Origin of the sequence: Streptomyces sp. GQFP (genome assembly GCF_021545335.1) — a bacterium.
Taxonomy (GTDB): Bacteria; Actinomycetota; Actinomycetes; order Streptomycetales; family Streptomycetaceae; genus Streptomyces.
Map to the genome: position 1 here is coordinate 6,866,277 of NZ_CP089312.1, position 20,338 is coordinate 6,886,614.

Here is a 20,338-nt window from a genome sequence, read left to right on the forward strand (position 1 = left end):
TGTTGTCGTGACGGGACGGAAACCGAACTCTGAGCTGGATCTGAGCTACCTCTGCTCGGGTTTGTCTGTATTGGGCAAAAACTGATACAGGAAAAATCGTCAAGAGGTCAATAACCTCGGAGTTCCACCGCGACTCAGTAAGCACGCGGTCCCCATGTCGCCTCGCAGAGAGCGTCGTTGGAGCCAAACCATGTCTCACGCTCGACCGTCCGGCTCTCCCCCCACCGCTGAGCGCTACCGTGCCCGTCTGCTCCGCTACGTGTACCGGTTCACCTCAGGAGACAGACACCGCGCCGAGGACATCGTGCAGGAGACGATGTTGAGGGCCTGGCTCGCCGCCGCCGACCTCGACCGGCACGACGAGGACCGCCGGATCGCCTGGCTGTACCGCGTCGCCCGCAATCTCGCGGTCGACGCCCACCGGCGCGACCGGGCCATCCCGGTCGGCGTGATTCCGGACGGAATGGTGCACCGGCCGGACAGTGCCGGCGACCTGGCCGACGGCGTCGCCGACCGTCAGGTCGTCCGGCTGGCCCTGGCGGGACTGTCGCCCGAGCATCGCGAGGTGCTGTTCCACATCCACTTGCGCGACCACACCCGGGCGGAGGCCGCGCGGACCATCGGGGTCCCGCAGGGCACCGTCAAGTCCCGCAACCACTACGCCCTGTTGGCGTTACGAGACCAGATCCAGGCGGCATGAGGAACACCGACCCCATCGTCTTCTTCCGGCAGCACAGCGACACCATCTACCGGGTGCTCGGCATCGCCGGGGCGCTGCTGCTGGTCTTCCTGCTGCTGCGCGTGTGGGCGATGCGCTGGGGCGGCTGGCGCGCGGCCTGGGCGCGGCTGCGCCGTGAACTGGCCGTCACCCGTTACGCGTTCACCGCGCCCGTGCGGGCCTGGTACCGCCACCGGAGCGGTCTGCGGCTGCTCGTACGGCGGTTGGGTGCCCCCGAGACCTGGCGGGACGCCGAACGGGCCCTGGCCGCAGCCAGGTTGGCCGCCGCACCGGCCCGGCCGTACGCCGCGCTGGTGGACTCCGACTCGGTCGCCGTGCTCCTCGCCGGGACCGGACTCCCGCAGCCCGACCCCGACGGGGTGTGGTGGGCGGAGCCGGACGAGCCGGAGCGCTGGCTCGTGGCCCGCGCGGACCTGCCCTCGGTGACACCGGAGGCGGCCGACATCCGCCCGATCATCGTCGCCGTCGGTGAGGCGGACCGGTCGGCGGCCTTCCTCGACCTGGCCGTCGGTCCGCCCGTGCTCTCCGTCACGGGGAACGACCGGGCGGCCACGGCCCTGGTCCAGGCGGTCGCCGCGCAGCTCGACGTACGGCTGCCGAGCCCGCTGGTCGTCGTCGCCGAGGGCGTGCACCAGAACTACCCGGGCCCTCCGGTGCGGTCCGCCTACCGGACCGCCCGGGAGACCCCGCCCCGGCTCGGTATCGCGCCCGTGCTGATCGCGGCCGAACTGCCGGACCCGCTGCCCCCGGAGTTCGCCGCCCCGCCCGGGGACGAGCCCACGGTCCGGGCCGTGGTCCTGGGCCCCGGCCGGGCGTACGTCCGCTCGCTGCTGACCGACCGGCACGGCCGGGTGGCCGTCACCGGGACCCCGCTGCTGGCCCGCTGCGGCCCGCTGGGCAGCGCCGTGGCCAAGGTGCTGCCCTCGATCCCGCCCGTCCTGCCGCCCGCCCCGGCCGCCGAGGCCTCGACGGGACTGGACGGCCGCGAGGCGCGCGACCTGTTCGAGGAGGAGGGCACTCCGACCGGGACCGGGGAAGGAGCGGCGATCGTCACCCGCGCCGCCTCCGTGACCTCCCTGCACGAGAGCGGCGAGGCATCTCTCTCCGAGACCGCCCGCCCCGGCGCCTCCCGCGCGACCGATCCCCACGGCCCGGATCCCGCCCGGGCCACCCGCCCCGGCACCACGTCCACGCACAGCTGACCCCCCTGGTTGGACCCTCGTGAACCTGACCCTCACCGCAGTCGCCCCGGGCCCAGATCCCGTCGCTTCCCGCCCGGCCGTCCCGGGCCCGGCCCCCGGCACTACGTCCACGCACAGCTGACCCCCTCTCGCCCCTGGTTGGACTCCCGTGAACCTCATCCTCACCGCAGTCGTCCCGGGCCTGGATCCCGTCGCTTCCCGCCCGGCCGTCCCGGGCCCGGCCCCCGGCACTACGTCCACGCACAGCTGACCCCTCGCGCACCGGTTGGACCCCCGTGAACCTCATCCTCAGCAGAGCCGCCCCGGGCCTGGATCCCGTCGCCTCCCGCCCGGCCGTCCCGAGCCCGGCCCCGGCCCCGGCACCACGTCCCTGCACAGCTGACTTCCCCTCGCCCCTGGTTGGACCCTCGTGAACCTGACCCTCACCGCAGTCGTCCCGGGCCTGGATCCCGTCGCTTCCCGCCCGGCCGTCCCGGGCCCGGCCCCCGGCACCATGTCCCTGCACAGCTGACCTCCCTCGCCCCTGGTTGGACCCCCGTGAACCTGACCCTCACCGCAGCCGTCCCGGGCCCGGATCCCGACGTTTCCCGCCCGGCCGTCCCGAGCCCGGCCTCGGCCCCCGGCACCACCGCCCCGCACAGCTGACCCCCCCCTCGCCCCTGGTTGGACCCACGTGAATCTCATCCTCACCACCGCCGACCCGGCCGGGCGCCGGGCGGACCATCTGCTCGATCTGCCCGAGGGAGCCACGGTCGGTGATCTCGGTGTCGCCCTGGAGGCGGGGCCGCTGTATCTGGGCGACCGGCTGCTCGGCCCCGATCTGCCCGTTGGCGCCAGCGGTATCCGCGAGGGTGTCGTGGTCGGCCTGGGAGCCCCGGTGCCGGCCGGCACCGCCACCCGTGCCTGGGAACCTCCGTCCTCCGACCCGGAGCTGGTGGAGATCCGGCAGGTGGGCGGGCCCGGCGCCGGGCGGTCCTGGCGGCTGGGGCCCGGCAGTCACGAGGCCGGCACCGACCGGGGGTGCGCCCTGCGGCTGGACGGCGGGGGCGCACCCGAGCAGGGCGTGTGGATCACCGTCGGCACGGACGGCACGGTGACCTACCGGCTGCCCGAGGACGCCGACCCCGCCCGCTGCGGGCTGCGCAGCCTCACCCCGCCGCCGCCCGTGGACCCGGAGACCGGGACACCGCTGACCGCCGAGGAACCGGCGGGCCCGCAGGACGGCGGGCCCGGCGGGCACACCCCGCAGCCCGCCCGGCCAGGACCCGACGGCCTGCCGGAGGAGCCCCCGCTGCCCCCGGTCGGCTGGCTGCCGCCGCCGGACGACGGCTCCGAGGACTGGCCCGGCTACGCCGACCTGTCGCTCGGCGACCATCTGCTGCGGCTCACCCCGCCGTTCGACCCGGACGCGGCCGTCAACCCCTCGGCCGACGGCCTGGCCATCGAGTACAACCGGCCGCCGCGCATCGCCCCGCACCTGGACGGCGAGCAGATCCGTATGCAGGGTCCGCCCGGCGAACGCGGCTCGCGGCCGTTCCCGCTGTTGATGATGATGATGCCGCTGGTCATGGGCCTCGTCATGATGGGCCTGTTCCGGTCCTTCTACTTCATCATCTTCATCTTCTTCACGCCGATGATGGCGGTCAGCAACTGGATCATGGGCCGCCGCACCGGACGCAAGCAGCAGGAGGAGGCGCTGCGCATCTACCGGCTGCGCCGCGCCTCCCTGGAGCTGGAGATGCGCGACGCGACCGTGGCGGAACGGCAGTTGCGCAACATCACCTTCCCCGACCCGGCCACCGTCCTGCTCACCGCCACCGGCCCCGGCAGCCTGCTGTGGCAGCGCCGCCGCCGCGACCCCGACCACCTCACCCTCAGGCTCGGCACGGTCACCCGCCCGTCCCTCAAGCGCATCGACGACCAGGCTCGCGAGTCCAACCACCGCCAGGTGCACTGGCGCCTGGCCGACGTGCCGTTCGGCGTCGAACTGGCCGACTTCGGCGTCGTGGGCCTGTCAGGGGCCGGCGAGACCCCTCGTACGGTGGCCTGCTGGGCCGTGGCGCAGGCCGCGGTCCTGCACAGTCCCCGGGACCTCAGGATCGTCGTCCTCACCGACGACGCGCACGCCGACGCCTGGAAATGGGTGCGCTGGCTGCCGCATCTGCGGCCCGACCGCGGCGGCTCGGTCATCTCGCTGGGCAACGACCCGGAGAGCACCGCCCACCGCGTCAACGAACTGATCGCCGACATCCAGGCCAGGACCTCCGCCGCCACCTCCGCCCTGGGCCACACCCTGCTGCGCGAACCGGACGTCCTCGTCGTCCTCGACGGGGCCCGGCGGCTGCGGGACGTGCCCGGCGTCGTCCAGGTCCTGACCGGCGGGCCCGGCGTGCGGATCTTCAGCCTGTGCGTGGACGAGCGCGAACGGCTGCTGCCCGAGGAGTGCACCGCCGTCATCACGACGGAGGGCAACCGGCTGACCGTACGGGCGTCCGGAGTGCCCTCCGTCGAGGACGTCCGGGCCGACCTGGTCGGCGCCGACTGGTGCGAGGAGGTCGCCCGCGCGCTCGCTCCCGTACGGGACGTCACCGTTGACAGCGACTCCGGGCTGCCCTCCGACGTACGGCTGTTGCCGCTGCTCGACCAGGAACCTCCCAACCCGGCCGCGATCGCGGCGAGTTGGGCCCGCCGGCCCGCCTCCACCGCGTTCGCGCTCGGTGCCGGGTACGAGGGCGAACTCCGCCTCGACCTGGTCAGGGACGGGCCGCACGGGCTGATCGGCGGCACCACCGGATCCGGCAAGTCCGAGCTGCTGCAGACCATGATCGCCTCGCTGGCCGCCGTCAACCGGCCCGACGAACTGGCCTTCGTGCTGGTCGACTACAAGGGCGGCAGCGCCTTCCGCGAGTGCGCCGAACTCCCGCACACCCTCGGCATGATCACCGACCTGGACGGTCATCTGGTCCAGCGCGCCCTGGCCTCGCTGGACGCCGAACTGCGCCGCCGTGAACGCGTACTGGCCGACGTCGAGGCCAAGGACCATCCCGAGTACCGGGCCAAGCGGGCCCGCGACCCGAAGCTGCCCGCGCTGCCGCGCCTGCTCCTGGTCATCGACGAATTCGCCACCCTGGTAAGGGAGTTGCCCGAGTTCGTGCCGGGGCTGATCAGCCTCGCCCAGCGCGGCCGTTCCCTCGGCCTGCACCTGGTCCTCGCCACCCAGCGGCCCGGCGGCTCGGTCAGCAACGAGATCAAGGCCAACACCAACCTCCGGATCGCCCTGCGCGTGACCGACCGCTCCGAGAGCCAGGACATCATCAACGCCCCGGAGGCGGCCAGCATCTCGCCCTCCACCCCCGGCCGCGCCCTCGTCCGGCGCGGCGCCGGCGCCCCCACCCCGTTCCAGACGGCCTGGGTGGGCGCCGAGCGCGCCGGAGCCGCCATGCCCGAGTCGGCCACGCCCTCCCGTCCCGTACGCGGGGTCGAACTGACCTGGAACCGGCTGGGCCGCCCCGCCGGACTGACCGCCGCGGAGGACGACCACGACGTCGTCGTCGAGCACCTCACCGGCGGCGAGGAACCCGTCACCGACCTGAGCGCCCTGGTCGAGGCCCTCGGCCGGGCCGCCGAACTCCTCGACGACTACAAGCCGCAGCGCAGCCCCTGGCTGCCTCCGCTGGCCGAGACCGTCCGCATGGAGTCCCTGCCGCCCTGCCCGCCGCCCGAGCCCGGCGGCCTGCCGCTGGTGCCGTACGCCCTCATGGACGTCCCGCAGTTCCAGCAACAGCGGCTCGGCACCATCGACTTCGCGAGTTTCGGGCACCTCTACGTCATCGGCTCGCCCCGCTCCGGACGCACCCAGGTCCTGCGGACCGTGGCCGGCTCCGCCGCCCTCGTCATCCCCAGCGCCGACCTGCACATCTACGGCATCGACGCGGCCGGCGGCGGCCTCGCCGCCCTGGAGTCGCTGCCGCACTGCGGCGCCGTGGTCTCCCGGCACGACACGGAACGCCTGGAGCGGCTGATCTCCCGCCTGACCGCGGAGTTGACGATCCGTCAGCGGCTGGTCTCGCAGCACAGCGCCGCCGGCATCGCCGAACTGCGGGCCAAGCTCCCCAAGGACCGCCGCCCGGCCCATCTGCTGCTGCTCATCGACGGCTGGGACGCGCTCAGCGCGATGCTCGACGACTACGACGGCGGCCGGCTGTACTCCGAGGTCGTACGGCTGCTGCGGGAGGGCGCGGCGGCCGGCATCCATGTCATCGCCACCTCCGAGCGCATCCTGCTCGGCGGCCGCCTCGCCGCCCACAACGACAGCCGGTTCCTGCTCAAGCAGGCCGACCTCAGCGACTACAACATCGCCGGAATCGGCCGCAACAAGGTCCCGGCGCACATTCCGCCCGGCCGTGGCTGGCACGCCCCAGGCGGGGTCGAGGCGCAGATCGCGCTGCTGCCCACCGAGGAAGGCGTGGACCAGGGCGAGGCCCTGATCGAGATCGGCCGTCGCACCACCGCCCGCGACGCGGCGCTCCCGGCCGTCCGCAGGCCCTTCCGTATCGAGGAACTCCCCTCCCTGATCGGCTTCCAGGAGGCGGTGGACCGCGTACCGGAGCCCCAACGCCGTCCGCTGTGGGCCCTGGTGGGTATCGGCGGTGACGCGGCGGAACCCCTCGGCTTCGACTTCGCGGCCGGCGGCGGCTCCTTCATCGTCGCCGGGCCCCCGCGTTCGGGGCGCAGCACGACGCTCGCCTCCATGTGCGTGTCCCTGCTGATGGGCGGCACGGCACTTGTCGTCCTCGCGCCGCGCGACTCGCAGTTGCGGCAACTCGCCGCGCACGACCTGGCCCAGGTCATCACCGACCACGACCCGTCGGCGGACGCGGTCACCCAGGCCCTGCGCGCGGTCGCGGGACAACCGGTGGTCGTCGTCGTGGACGACGCGGACCTGCTGCTGTCCTGCGGGGCCGACAAGGTGCTCAGGCAGGTCGCCACCTCGGGGCGCGACCGGCAGCAGGGCCTGCTCCTCGCCGGGCTGCCCGAGTCGATGAGCTCCCTCGGCTGGGTCGGCATGGCCCGCCGCTCGCGGCGCGGCATCCTGCTCGGGCCGAAGTCGATCGGCGAGGGCGACCTCATCGGGGTGCGCATCTCCTCCGAGCAGGTCCGTACACCGCTGTCTCCCGGCCGCGCCTGGACGGCGAGCGAGGCCGGCGCCCCGATCGCGGTCCAGGTGCCGCTCACCTTGCTGGACGGCTGACAGACGGTAGGGGGGGTGGAGCCGCCGTCCGGCGGCTCCACCCCCCTACCCTCAACTGCCCTTACCGGGTCAGGCGTTCGACTCGCTCTGGGCCTTGATGACCTCGTTGGCGATGTCCGTGTCGGACTGGGCGATCGAGTCGCCGATGTCCTTGAAGCTCTTGCCGTACTCGCCGATGTTCGCGGCCGAGGACTTCATCTGCTTGCTGAAGGCCTCGTACGCGTCCTTGAGCGCGGGGCTGGCCTTCTCGAAGACGAGGCCGTCCTGGAGCAGACCGCTCACCGTGGTCTCCAGTTCGGCCAGTTCGGTGGAGATGTCGGTGAGCTTGGTGCCCATGGTCGTGGCGGCCCGGCCGATCTCGTCGTAGTCGAAAAGGACATCGGGATTTCCTGCTGCCATCGTGATCCTCCTGAGGTGTGGCCGACTGCTCGCTCTGTCGGACTACTGGACGCTGACTGGCCCAACCGGCCTACTGACCGCTGCTGTTGACCTTCTCGGCGATGTCGTGGTCCATGCCCTTCACCGACTCCATGATCTTGCGGAACTGCTCGGCGTAGCCCTTGATGCTGTCGGTGGCCTCCTTCAGCGAGACGGTGAACTTCTCGTACTGCGCCTGGAGGGCGGGGCTGGTCTCGGTGAGGACCAGGGCGGTGTCCAGGAGGTTGTCCACCTCGAGCTTCGCCTCGTCCATGCGCGGGACGAGGGTCTGGTCGACGCTTGTGTCCAGCAGACCGGCGACACGTTCGATCTCGGTGTAGGAGAGGCTGATGTTGGCTGCCATGGGGAGGGGTCCTTTCCCGGTCTCTACTCTTCGTCTTCTTCTTCGGGGGTCACCCATTCCGCGTCCGGGCCGGAGCGGGTGGAGACGGTGACCTTGCCGTCCTGGTCGGTGCTCGTCATGGTTCCCGAGCCGTCGTCGCCGATCGCGAAGACGCTGGTGGTCTTCGAACCGTCCGCGTAGGTGGTGACCATCGTGTAGTCGCGGGCGTCGAAGGCGTCCTTCGTGCCGTTGCCCTCCGGATCGATGATCTTCGGGGCGGAGTCGTAGGTGGTGACCGACGAGTAGGACTGGCCGTCGGGGGTCGTGATCGTCGACGTCTCCTTCATGACGTCGTATTCGTCGTTCAGCTCGACCTTGACCTCGACCTTCCCGTTCTCGTCCTCGTAGGTGTACGTGGTCGGCGGGTCGGCCGAGGGCTTCTCCGGCTCGTCGCCCGGCGGATCGGGGGCGTCCTCGTCGTTCTGCCAGGTCTCGCACCAGGAAGGGGCGCCGTCGGCCCGGCAGACCTCACCGATGTCGGCGTCGGGATGCTGGTCGAAGTACTCGCCGGCGCCGATCCTGTCGAGGTAGGCGTCCCAGGTGTTCTTGTTCTCCTGCCAGTCCTCGTACGCCTCCGTGTCGTTCTTCCACTCGTCGAGCCCGATGCTGGAGCCCATGAGCCCGGCCGCGCTGGAGAGCTGGGAGTCGGCGTCGAAGAACGTGTTGGCGACGGAGCTGAAGACGTCGGCCAGCTCGCCGAGCCCGTCCTTGGCCTGCTTCGTACGGGAGGTGGAACGGCGGTAGAAGAGGTTGAAGGCGGCGGAGAGACCGGAGTCGCCGAAGACCGCCCTGCGTTCGCTGGAGGTGTCCTCGCCCACCTCCTTGAACGCGCCGGTCGCGCCGCCGGAGTCGGCCTGGTCGGCGAGGTCGTGCATCTTCTTCTGGACCTTGTGCAGGGCCGAGTAGTCGATGGAGAAGTCCGCCACGCGTCGTACCTCCTGATGTGCCGTACGCCTCTTGCGACCTCTCCACGCACGAGGCCCCCGGGAAGGTTCAACGGACACTGTTTTCCCGTGCGTTGAACCATCCCGGGGTCCCGGTGCGTGGACGGTGCAGACGACGGCCCGTACGTACGTCCCGCGTTGTGTCCCGAGAGCAGATGGAGGCGCCCCGATGGCTCGTCCCGCCGACTGGAGTGCGCTCGGCATGGGCAGCGACCCCACCCCGGGCGACGCCGCCCGGATCGACGAGATCATCACCTCGCAGGGCGACCTGGTCACCTTGGCGGACACCATCGACTCCGGACTCACGGAGATCAAGAACACCACGGACGGCGCCTTCGTCGGCGAGACGGCGAACGCGCTGCGCAAGGTGATCGACGGTGATCTGCGCAACTACGTCTCCACGTTCCGCCAGGCCCACGAGGATGCCCAGGCCGCGCTGCGGACCTTCGTCGGGGTGATGCGCACCCAGCAGGAGCGGGCCGACGCCGCCCTGACCGCGGCGGCGGCGCTGGCCGAGGACGACGACGAGGGACGCGAGACGCACAAGAACACCGCCGAGGACGCCAAGGACATCCTGTCGGAGGCCGCCGACACCGCGGCGAGCGCGCTGACCACGGCGGCCGAGAGCATCGCCTCGCCGATCGACGAGTGCGAGGCGTTCTGGAAGGCGCTGGGCTGGCTGGCGCTGATCCTCATCATCCCCGCGATCATCGTCGGCGGTCCGCTGGCACTGTTCGCCATCGGGCTCAACGTCGCGCTGCTGATCAAGACCGCGGTGGACTTCTCCCAGGGCAAGGCGAGCGTCACCGAACTGGTGCTCTCCATCCTGGGCGTCATCGCGCCCACCACCAAGGGCATCAACGTCGGCGCGGTGTTCAAGGGGCTGAAGGGGGCTGGTGTCTCCGCCTTCCAGGGCGGCAAGAACCTGCTCCTGGGCGGGCCCAACGCGCTCGGGCTGCTCGGCCGGCTGACGTTCGGCATCGACGACGCCTTCCGGGCCACCGGGGTCTGGCTGAACGGCGGTCTGCGCGGCCTGGGCGGGGTGAAGTTCACGCCCCTGACGTTCATGCCGGGGCTCAAGGGCTTCACCATGGGCGGGGCCGGCCTCGGCAAGGGCTTCGGCGTCGTCCCGCTGGCCAACGAACTGACCGTCATCAACCTGCTGGGCGTGAAGAGCTTCTTCGCGGTGCGGACGGTGATCAGCGGCCTCAACGGCATCGGGCGGCTGGGCAGTTCGCTGGGCACCACGATGCTGAACGGGGTGCGCGGGCTCAACGGGCTGCGGTTCTTCCTGCCGGTCGCCGCGGACGAGATGGGCAACGGCCTGCTCTTCGCGCTGAGGATCGGCGTCATCGACCGCGGTGTCTTCGGCATGTACCGGTACGGGGCCTTCGCCGGCGGCCAGTTCCTCGGCGTGTCGAGCAAGATCAGCGGCGGCGCCGCGTCGGGGCTCACGCTGCTGCAGCCCGGGGCCGGCCTGGGCGGCCTGTCCCACATCAACATGGGCAACTTCACCCCCAGTCCGACCGGCGGACTGGGCGCGGGGATGGCGGACCTGCCGTCGCTGAACCTGTCGTCCTCGATCGGGAACGTCAACCTCACCGGCGGTCTGAGCGGGCTCGGCGGATCCTTCAACGCGCCCGTGCCGGCCATCGGCGCCCGTATCACCGACCTGCCCGCCGTCACCGGGCTCAGCGGTGTGCACATGCCCCAGCTGGGCGGCCTCGGCAGCGTGAACATGGCCCAGCTGGGCGGCATCGGCAATATGAGCCTGCCGCAGCTGGGCCAGATCAGCCAGGTCGGCACGGTCGGCGTGGCCGGGCTCCGGGGCGCCGACCTAGCCGTGGGGGACGTCGCCGCGGTCGGTGTCGCCCGGATCGACGTACCGAGTCTGGGGTCGGTGGCGTCCGGGCCGACCGCGGTGCGGGTGGACATGCCGTCGATGGACGCGCGGGTGACCGACATCCCCTCGGTGAACGGCCTCGGGTCCGTGTCCTCGCCGTCCGTCGGCCAGGTCGACGTCCCGTCCGTCTCCCAGGTCAACGTGCCCACGACGGGCCTCGGCCAGGTCAACGTGCCCACGGTGAACATGGGCGGCGTGGACGTCCCCACGGCGGGTCTGCACCAGGTCAACGTGTCGAGCCCGGGGGCGCTGTCGAACGGCCCGACGACCGTACGGGTGGACGCCCCCGCGATGTCCGCGCGGATGACCGACATCCCCTCGGTGAACGGCGTCGGCTCGTCCCTGGGCCGGGTCGACGTGCCGTCGGTGGGCCGGATGGACATCCCGGCCTCCGGGGGCGTGACCATGCCGTCCGTCGGCCGCGTCGACGTCCCGCCCACCGGCGGCGTGACCATGCCGTCCGTGGGCCGGGTGGACATCCCGTCGGTCGGGAGCGTCAACGTGCCGTCGGTGGGCCGAGTGGACGTCCCGGGCTCCGGGGGTGTGAGCATGCCGTCGTCGGTGGGCCGGGTCGACGTCCCGGCCACCGGGGGCGCGAACGGGCTGAGGGGAGGCGTGTCGGACGTCCCCGCCGGGGCCGCCCATGTGGAGGTGCCGCCGGCCACGGTCCTGGGGCGGGTGGACGCGCCCGTCAGCGGCATGCCTGCGGTGAACCCGGCACCGGCGAACGCGCTGGGAACACCCCCGACCCCGACTCCGACCCCGACCCCGGGCGGGCTCGACGGCGGCCCGGGATCGCACGTCCCGCCGCCCGGCACCGGGGGACCGGCCAAGAACGGCCCCCTCGGCCCGCTGGGCAACGACGGCCTCTTCGTCGACCTGCCGAAGCTCGGCCGCGTCGACCTCGCGGCGTTCCGCGACCAGCACCGGAACATGCAGGTCTTCATGCTCGGCAACCAGTCCCTGGACCTGCAGCACACCTTCAGCAACATCCCCGGGCTGCCCAACGTGCGGGTCGAGGTCACCCCGACGGCCACCGCACCGCGGGTCGTCCCGGCCACCCCGGGAGTCCGGGCGACCTTCGAGACCCCGCCGGGCGGCGGCGGCCAGTTCCTCAGGATCGAGCAGGACCTCGCGGGCGGCAGCAGCGTCCTCCGTACGGACTACCACCTGAGCGCCGCCCTGAACCACCAGCAGATCGACAGCAGGGTCGTCCAGGGCATCGAGCTCCAGAACGTCACCCGGCAGGCCCCGCCGCCGCATCAGAACGCCGCGGCCGGCCCCTCCGGGCTCAACAGCGCACCCGCCCACGCGGTCAACGTGCCCGGCCTGAACGGCGTCCGCGTCGACATCACTCCCGGGTCCCTCCCGAACATCACCAACCCGAACGGCTTCCAGGGGCTGCGCGCGGATCGGATCGGCCAGGGGAACGTCGTCCGCATCGAGCACGTCAACGGGGGCGAGACCCGCCACTGGGACTTCGACGTGGACGCGAACGGCACCCGGCTGGTCGGCGCCGAGCGCCAGATCACCCTGCAGGGCGGCCACTTCGGCGGTGCGACGGTCAGGATCGACGTCACGCCGGGCGGCGCCGGCGGCCTGCGGCACTTCGACGCGACCGGGGCGCCCCAGCAGGGCGGCACCCGTGTCGGTGGCGAGTACCGTGTCCCCGGGCCGAACACCAGGACGGTCGTCTACGACGGCAACTTCACGCACGCGTACGACGAACTGCCGCTGACCGGCGGCACGTCGACCGGACACCTCCGGATCAACGCCGACGGCACGGTCCGGCTGAACGGCCCGACGGGCGCGAACGTCACTGTCCTGCCGGGCAACGGTGGTTTCCGCGTGCCGGAGGCGAACGGCAGCTGGCTGCGGGTGTACGGGGCGGACGGTGCCTATGTCCATCGGGTGCTGCCGGTGCCGGGTGGCGACATGGTCCGCTTCCCGGAGGGCACCCGTACGACCCACGACCTCGTCGGCGCGAACGGCGTCCCGGTGCCGGGTGCCCGGGTGGAGACGCAGCCGGGCGGTTTCCGGATCGAGAACGGTGCGACTCAGCCGCATGTGGTGGTCGACGGGGCGGGTGTGCAGACGCACACCGCCCGGCCGCTCAACGGTGGTGCGGCGAACGGGCAGTTCGTCCACACGCCGGTCGCCGGGCAGCCGGGCGGGATCATCCGTACCGACGCGGCCGGGGTGCCCCAGGGCGGCATCACCCATGTCGGCGGCGAGTACCGCGTGCCGGGCGCCAACAACCGGTTCGAGGTGTACGACGGCAACTTCACGCACGCGTATGACGAACTCCCGTTGACCGGGGGTACGTTGCCTGGCCAGAGCTTGCGGATCAACCCCGACGGCACGGTTCACCCCACGGGTCAGCCGGGTGTGAACGTCGCCGTCCTGCCGGGCAACGGTGGTTTCCATGTGCCGGAGGCGAACGGCAGCTGGCTGCGGGTGTACGGGGCGGACGGTGCCTATGTCCACCGGGTGCTGCCGGTGCCGGGTGGTGACATGGTCCGCTTCCCGGAGGGCACCCGTACGGCCCATGACCTCGTCGGCGCGAACGGTGTCCCGGTGCCGGGTGCCCGGGTGGAGACGCAGCCGGGCGGTTTCCGGATCGAGAACGGGGCCACCCGGCCGCACATCGTGGTCGACGGGGCGGGAGTCCAGACGCACACCGCCCGGCCGCTCAACGGTGGTGCGGCGAACGGGCAGTTCGTCCACACGCCGGTCGCCGGGCAGCCGGGCGGGATCATCCGCACCGACGCGGCCGGGGTGCCCCAGGGCGGCATCACCCACGTCGGCGGCGAGTACCGCGTCCCGGGCGCCAACAACCGCACGGCCGTCTACAACGCCAACTACCAGCACGTGTACGACGAACTCCCGCTGAACGGGGGCGCGTTGAACGGAGGGGTGCTGCGGATCGACCCCGCGGGCGCGGTCCGTCTGGACGGTCACCCGACCGCGACCGCCGTCGCCCAGACGGGCGGCGGCAACGGCTTCCGCGTCATCCGCGGCAACGACCATGTCACCGTGGACGCTCGCGGCGCCCACACCGCCACCGTCCGCGAACTGACCGGCGGTACCGCCCCGCACGCGAACGGCGAGTTCGTCCACATGCCGGCGGGCGGTGGGCCGGCCGTGCTCAGGCAGGCCGACGGCGCCGCCATCCCGAACGCCAACTTCACCGTCCGTGCCGACGGCAGCTTCCTCGTCGAGCACCCGGGCGCCATCCGCGTCCACCGGGCGGCGGACGGCGCCGTCGACATCGACACCGTCCGGCTCCAGAGCGCGGCCGGTCAGCCGATCGGGCAGAACGTCCGCGTCCACCCCGGCGGGGGCCTGGAGCTGCTCGACAACAACCTGGCCGAGATCCCGAACGTCAAGGTCACCGCGCGGCCCGGCGGCGGCCACCGCGTGGAGCAGACGGACGGCGGCTTCCAGCTCCACGGCAACAACGGCAGGCTGGAGCGCTCCGTCGTCGACGCCCGCCAGGGCGGCGTCTTCCGCGTCAACGACGGCAACGGCACCCACCTCTACGACACCGTGCGCCTCGGCGACGGCATCGGCACCCGCTTCCTGCGCACGGACATCAACCAGCTCCGCGTCCTGGACGGCGACCTGACCCCGGTACCCGGCAACGTCACCGTCCAGGCGAACGGCCAGTACCGCGTCGACGGCGTCGGCGCCCCGCACCAGGGCGAGTTCAAGCGGTACGACGCCGACGGCCGGCTCGACTTCCAGCGGATCAACGTCATCCACCAGGGCCAGATCAAGCCCGGCCAGCGCATCGACGTGACCTATCCCAACCCGGCCACCGGCGGTGCCAAGCCGACCTGGGAACGCGTCCACCTCGACGGGGCCGGCAACCCGCGGCCACAGAACGGCAACCGGCCCTGGTACGACGGCGGGACGGTCGACCTCAAGGGCCTCGACCACGGCCGGCTCAGGCTGCTCGGCCACTCCGGCGCCGAGGTGTTCGAGCGCCGCCCGCTGCCGTTCGGCAACGGCGGCTCGATCGACGCGTACCACTCCTCCGCCGGAGCCGGGACCTTCGGCCGCTTCAACCAGCGTGGTGTGTGGACCGAGTTCGACGGGGCCGGCGCGGCGACCCGCCACGGCACCCGGCACTGGGGCGAGAGCGGTCGCAGCTACTTCGACGTCACCACCACCCGGGGCGTCGACACCCGCGTCCACCACTTCCAGCAGAACCCCGACGGCGGCCATGTGCTGGCGAACCTGGACCGCACGGTCTGGACCCAGAGCGCGGGCCGCGGTGACTGGCACCGCTTCGACGCGGACTACAACCACCTGGCGGAGGGGACCAGGAAGTGGGGTCCAGGCCGAGGCTGGACGGACTCCATGGCCCACCCGAAGACCAGCGCGGACACCGTGGTCCACGAGAAGTTCGGCCGCTTCACCCCCACCCCGCACGACGTACGCCGCTACTTCCAGGTGGAGATGGGCGCGGACGGCATCCCCAAGCGGGACTGGATGTCCCACTCCGCGCACGGCAAGGAGAACGGCCGCGGCACGACCCTGAGCAACGGCGACTTCCTGGAGACCCAACGCCTCGCCGAGCAGCGCCCGCCGTTCTTCGCCCGCTGGGCGATGAGCGGGGACTACCGGGCCACCAGCCTGGCCAACGCGAGCTGGCTGCGGTTCGACGGCAGGTACCAGATCCACGAGTGGAAGCTGACGCCCGCCGCCGGCGGACTGCCCGAGCGGGGTGTGCGGTTCGTCAGCATGAGCGGCGTCACGACGGACATCGCGAGGAACGGCAACGTCGTCCGCGTGACCGGCAAGGTGGCCAGCGGCAACGACCTCACCGTCGGCGACATCCCGCTGCCGAACGGCGTCAACCGGCAGGCCAACTACCTGCCCTGGTCGGAGGGCGCGGGCAAGCTCGACGGTCACCGTACGTACGTGGCCGGCGACTTCGCCGTGCCGCACGGCTACCGGCGCAACGACATCCTCTTCCAGGACCGCTTCACCGCCAACCGGGGCAACGGCGACTGGTACTCGCCCGATCCGAACAAGCAGTGGGACGTCGCCCGGACCGGGTTCAAGGACGGCACGGTGATCGAGTACCGGCCCACCCCCGCCGTCCGCCCGGACGGCGCGGCGGGCAACGGGGACATCGCCTTCCGGCAGAACATCCACGCGGGCACCGGCGACTGGACGAAGTACGACCCGCACGGCGTGGTCGTCGGCCGCAAGGACACCTGGCCCGCCCCGGCCGGCGGGGGCGCCAACAACACCATCACGATCACCGCCACGGGCCCGGCGGGCGCCAAGACCCTGACCTGGGAGGGACCGAACCGCACCACCGGTCTCCGGGTGACCCAGAACCAGCGGGGCATGGAGACCTGGGCCTGGGACAAGGAGTCGTTCCAGGACTTCGAACGGATGATGCCGACCGACGAGCTCCGGCTGATCCGCGAGCACCGGCTGCTCGGGGACGGCACCACCGTCGACGCCTGGCGCGTCAGCCGGGACCCGAACACCGGCGCCGAGACCTGGCAGTGGAACAAGATCGACCGGCACGGCAACGTCATGGACTTCGGCGGCGGCGCCCCGAACCGGATCCGCAGCTGGATCGACTCCAACGGCAACGTGCTCCCGGGCTGGCGGCAGGACGCCCGCTGGCAGGACCAGGTGGCGACCCCGGACCCGAACAACCCGGCCACCATCAACCACATGACCGTGCAGGAGATCCCGGCCCGCCCGGCCACCGGCCCGATCCACTCCTGGGCCACCGACGCACCGTTCCGGGTCCGCGAGTACGTCTCGGACGTGGGCGGCACGTTCAACTCCAACGTGTGGAAGGAGTTCGACAACGGCATCGACATCCGCCGCAAGACCGACCTCGGCGACAACACCTTCCTGGAGAGCGAGGAGTGGCACAAGCAGTGGCGCCGCTACGGCGGGCCGACCGGTACGACCCTCCTCGAACAGCGCGCCATCTCCGGATACATCTGGAACACCGACACCTTCGGCCGGACCACGCTCATCGGCCGGGAGACCAACTACATCGGCGCGCTCGGCGAATACCGGGGCTTCAGCCGTATGTGGCGCGAGCCCAACCGCTGGGACTTCGGCCGCAGCGTCGGCGGCGAGTCCGTCTACACCCCGTTCGCCGGGAAGGCCTTCCAGGCGCTCGCCGTGGAGATGGGCCAGGAGTGGCTGCTCGACTTCAGCATGAACCTGGTCGTCTACGGCATCGTCGCGGCGGCCACCGGCGGTGAGTTCGGGTGGAACGACGTCGCCAAGGCGGCCTTCGGCGCGACCGTCAGCGCCGGCGTCAAGGGCACCCTCACCGCCGGACACCTGGCCACCTTCCGGGGCGGCCCCTGGAAGACCGGCCTCGGCCAGATGGACATGGGCCAGCCCTACTCCCGGCGTCCCAACGACGACGGCTGGCAGGGCGAGTTCGCGGGCAACGAGAAGGTCACCCGCTGGCGCTCGGGCACGTACGACTTCGGTCTCGGCATCTTCGGCGGCGCCCTGTCCGGCTTCATCGGCGGCAGCGCGAGCGCGGCGATCTTCGGCGTGAAGGACAAGGACGGCAACACCGTTCACCTGTACGGCACCGACGCGCTGCTGGTGGGCGCGGCCGGTGCGGCGGCCGGTGTGATCGGCGGGGTCACCACCGGCCTCGCCCGGACGATCATCACCCAGAACATCGCCGGGCGCTGGTACCACCGCCAGGGCTTCTTCGACATCTTCGTGGTCGGGGGGATGGGCAAGCTGGTCGACAAGATCTTCTCCAACATGTACTTGAGCGGTGTGGTCCGCGACAACGTCGTCGGGGGCAACGGCTGGAACGGCGGGGGCGGCACGTGACGGACAAGATCATCAAGGTGGCGCCCAAGGGCCGGGGCACCCACCGCAGCATCGCCTCGGCGCTCACCGCCGCACCCGCGGGCGCGGTCGTCACCGTCGCGCCCGGCGAGTACGAGGAGACTCTGCGGTTCGACCGGCGCGTCACGCTGGAACCGGAGTACGGCCCCGGCTCGGTCGTCCTGCGGGCTCCCTGGGGGACCGCCCTCACCGTCACCGCCCCGGAGTGCCTGCTGACCGGCCTGGTGCTGCGCGGCGCCGGCCCCACGGAGGCGCTGGTCCGGGTCGAGGACGCGGCCGGGCTCAGCCTGGAGGACTGCCGGCTCGGCCACGGCCGGGTCGAGGTGCTCGGCTCCCCGGACGGCTCCGGAGCCGTCGCCAACGCCTCCCTGGACCTCGACAGCGATCTCGCCGCCGAACTGGCGGACCCGCTGGGCGGCGGCGTACTGGTGCTGCGCAGGACCCGGCTCAGCGGCGCCCAGCACACCGCGCTGCATCTCGCCGGGGACGCCCGCGCCCGCGTCGAGGACACGGTGATCGAGTCGGTCGACGGCATCGGCGTCGTGCTGTCCGGCACGGCCGTGCTGCTCGCCGAGCGGCTGCGGATCCAGGAGAACTCCGGGTCCGCGCTACGGGTTCGCGGCGGCTCCCGGCTGCTGCTGCGCGACGCCCGCCTGGTGGGCGCCGGACGCAACGGCGTCCTCGTCCAGGACACCGCCGAGGCCCTGCTCACCGACTGCCGGATCGAGGGCGTGGCCCGCTCCGGTGTCCAGGTCTCGCACGAGGCACGGGCCGAGCTGACCGACTGCCGGATCACCGGGGCGGGCGGCCACGGCCTGGAGGCCGGCGACACGGCACACGTCACGGCACGCGGCTGCCACGTCCTCGACCCGGCGGGCCACGGGCTGCTGGCGGCCGGCGGTACGACGGTGACGCTGGCCGACTCGCTGTTCGCCCGGACCGGCGGCTCGGCCCTGCGCCTGGACCAGCGGGCGGTCGCGGTGGTGACCGGCTGCCGGGTGTCAGGCAGCGGGGAACACGCCCTGGCGGCAGCCGGCAGCGCGCAGGCCGAGGTCACCCGGACCACACTGGCCGGCGCCCGGGCGTGCGGTGTCCAGGTGGACGACGAGGCCCAGGTGGCGCTGGCCGCCGTACGCGTGGAGGACGGCGACACGGGCGTACGGGTGCGTTCCGGCCGGGAGTCGCAGCTCCTGGACTGCTCGGTGACCGGGCAGCGGCGCGGCGGCATCGAGCTGACCGCCGACGCGGTCGCCGTGCTGCGCGGCACCCGGATCGCCGAGGTGGGCGGCGCGGGCGTGACCGTCGACACCGGGGCCCGGCTGATGATGGACGGCGGCGGGGTGTCCGGGGCGGGGGCCGGCGGACTGGTCCTGGGACGCAAGGCACAGGCCGAGGTGCGGGGCGTACGGATCGAGGGCACCGGCAAGAACGGGATCCTCGTCGGCGAGGAGTCCGGCGGCACCTTCGACCACTGCGACGTGACGGCCACCGCGTTCCCCGCGCTGCACATGGCCCGGGGCGCCACCCCGCGCTTCCGGGGCTGCCGGGTCTTCGACTGCGGCCACGACGCGCAACTCGCCGAGGGCGCCGAGCCGGTGTTCGAGGACTGCGCCGCGATCCGGGTCGGCACGGCCCTGCTCCCGACGCTCTCGGACCTGCCCACGGCCCCGGCCGCGCCGCGCACACCCGCGGGCATCCCGACCACCCCCGCCGAACCGGCCGCCGGCACCCCCGGACTCGGCCAGCAGGGCGAGCCCGAACCCGAGCCGGAGACCCTGGAGGACCTGCTCGCCGAGCTGAACGAACTCGTCGGCCTGGACGGCGTCAAACGCGACGTCGGCGGCATGGTCAAGCTGATGCAGACCGTACGGCTGCGCGAGCAGGCAGGCCTGCCCGCCCCGCCGCTCAGCCGCCACCTGGTCTTCGCCGGCAACCCTGGCACCGGCAAGACGACCGTCGCCCGCCTCTACGGCCGCCTCCTCAAGGCACTCGGCCTGCTCGCCCGCGGCCACCTGGTCGAGGTCGACCGCAGCGCCCTTGTCGGCGAGTACGTCGGCCACACCGGCCCGAAGACCACCGAGGCCTTCCACCGCGCCCGGGGCGGCGTCCTCTTCATCGACGAGGCGTACGCCCTGGCCCCGGCCGGGGCCGCGAACGACTTCGGCGGCGAGGCGATCGCCACCCTGGTCAAGCTGATGGAGGACCACCGGGACGAGGTCGTCGTCATCGCCGCCGGCTACCCGGACGACATGGACCGCTTCATCGGCTCCAACCCCGGCCTGTCCTCACGCTTCACCCGCAGCCTGGTCTTCGCCGACTACTCCACGGCCGAAGTGGTCAGCATCGTCGAGCACCACGCCCAGCGCCACCAGTACGAACTCAGCACGGCCGCCCGCAAGGCGCTGACCGAGCACGTCGAACTGATCCCGCGAGGCGCCCAGTTCGGCAACGGCCGCACGGCCCGCCAGCTCTTCCAGCGCATGACGGAACGTCAGGCCATGCGGGTCGCCGAGCTGACCGCGCCCGAGGCGGCCCAACTCGTGCTGCTGGACGAGCAGGACCTGCCCCAGCCCGCCACACCCGTCTGACGGCCCCTGCCCGTCCTACGGCCC

The 20,338-nt window shown here is 72.3% G+C and carries 8 protein-coding genes; 5 read left to right on the forward strand and 3 right to left on the reverse strand.

What is annotated here, in order from left to right; all coding sequences use genetic code 11:
- The first annotated feature begins 190 nt into the window (after positions 1-190).
- From LUX31_RS30925 to LUX31_RS30935, 3 genes are all read left to right on the forward strand, one after another.
- Positions 191-700: a sigma-70 family RNA polymerase sigma factor gene (locus LUX31_RS30925; RefSeq protein WP_235478595.1), complete on the forward strand. Its 510-nt coding sequence runs from the start codon at positions 191-193 to the stop codon at positions 698-700.
- Entirely contained in the window at positions 697-1,941 is a 1,245-nt protein-coding gene (locus LUX31_RS30930) for a hypothetical protein (RefSeq protein ID WP_235478596.1), read from the forward strand. The genes LUX31_RS30925 and LUX31_RS30930 overlap by 4 nt, the downstream gene beginning before the upstream one ends.
- 673 nt (positions 1,942-2,614) lie before the next feature.
- Positions 2,615-7,192, forward strand: coding sequence for an FtsK/SpoIIIE domain-containing protein (locus LUX31_RS30935; protein ID WP_235478597.1), 4,578 nt, complete (start codon positions 2,615-2,617; stop codon positions 7,190-7,192).
- Between the two features lie 69 nt (positions 7,193-7,261).
- Here the strand turns inward: LUX31_RS30935 and LUX31_RS30940 are convergent, their stop codons facing one another.
- The 3 genes from LUX31_RS30940 to LUX31_RS30950 all read right to left on the reverse strand — a co-directional run bounded on the left by LUX31_RS30940 (position 7,262) and on the right by LUX31_RS30950 (position 8,938).
- On the reverse strand, positions 7,262-7,591 hold the full coding sequence (locus LUX31_RS30940; RefSeq protein ID WP_235478598.1) for a hypothetical protein: 330 nt from the start codon (positions 7,589-7,591) through the stop codon (positions 7,262-7,264).
- A 70-nt stretch (positions 7,592-7,661) separates the two neighbouring features.
- Positions 7,662-7,973 carry a hypothetical protein gene (locus LUX31_RS30945; RefSeq protein ID WP_235478599.1) on the reverse strand — a complete coding sequence of 104 codons (312 nt, stop codon included), beginning with the start codon at positions 7,971-7,973 and terminating at the stop codon, positions 7,662-7,664.
- A 23-nt stretch (positions 7,974-7,996) separates the two neighbouring features.
- The gene (locus LUX31_RS30950; RefSeq protein ID WP_235478600.1) at positions 7,997-8,938 is read right to left on the reverse strand and encodes a serine/arginine repetitive matrix protein 2; all 942 of its coding nucleotides are present in this window, start codon (positions 8,936-8,938) and stop codon (positions 7,997-7,999) included.
- A gap of 187 nt (positions 8,939-9,125) precedes the next feature.
- Between LUX31_RS30950 and LUX31_RS30955 the strand changes: the two genes are divergently transcribed.
- Positions 9,126-17,708, forward strand: a complete 8,583-nt coding sequence (locus LUX31_RS30955) for a hypothetical protein (RefSeq protein ID WP_235478601.1) — start codon at positions 9,126-9,128, stop codon at positions 17,706-17,708.
- Positions 17,705-20,314, forward strand: coding sequence for a right-handed parallel beta-helix repeat-containing protein (locus LUX31_RS30960; RefSeq protein WP_235478602.1), 2,610 nt, complete (start codon positions 17,705-17,707; stop codon positions 20,312-20,314). The genes LUX31_RS30955 and LUX31_RS30960 overlap by 4 nt, the downstream gene beginning before the upstream one ends.
- Positions 20,315-20,338 lie beyond the last annotated feature (24 nt).